This is a genomic window from Shewanella sp. ECSMB14101 (genome assembly GCF_000773485.1).
Taxonomy (GTDB): Bacteria; Pseudomonadota; Gammaproteobacteria; order Enterobacterales; family Shewanellaceae; genus Shewanella; species Shewanella marisflavi.
In genome coordinates, this window is the sequence record NZ_JSFF01000057.1 from 1 (window position 1) to 365 (window position 365).

A 365-nucleotide genomic window follows, 5' to 3' on the forward strand; every position below is an offset into this window, starting at 1 on the left:
CAAAATATCGAAAGATAATTTTTGTGGAATTTAATGCTTAATCAAGGCACTTGAAGAGTCTCGCAAGGAGTGTGCAACTGCACATGACTGAGAAACGATGAAAGTAACGCCGAGTAAGTATTAAATAACCAAAAAGAATGGGTCTGTAGCTCAGCTGGTTAGAGCGCACCCCTGATAAGGGTGAGGTCGGTGGTTCAAGTCCACTCTGACCCACCAAATCTTCGTTTATTCTACGTTAACTTGTTACTCGTTTAGTGAGCTAAACGTTGCAACAAGTTGCCTTGACTAAACTCGATTTGGCTTAGCCAATTTAATTGGTATTCGTATATTTTGTTCGCTGCATGTAAATGGGGCTATAGCTCAGC

General features: G+C 41.1%; 1 tRNA gene. It reads left to right on the top strand.

Features of this window, described 5'->3' with window-relative positions:
• The first annotated feature begins 139 nt into the window (after nt 1-139).
• Nucleotides 140-216 (top strand) — tRNA-Ile (locus NY07_RS18740).
• The last annotated feature ends 149 nt before the right edge of the window (nt 217-365 follow it).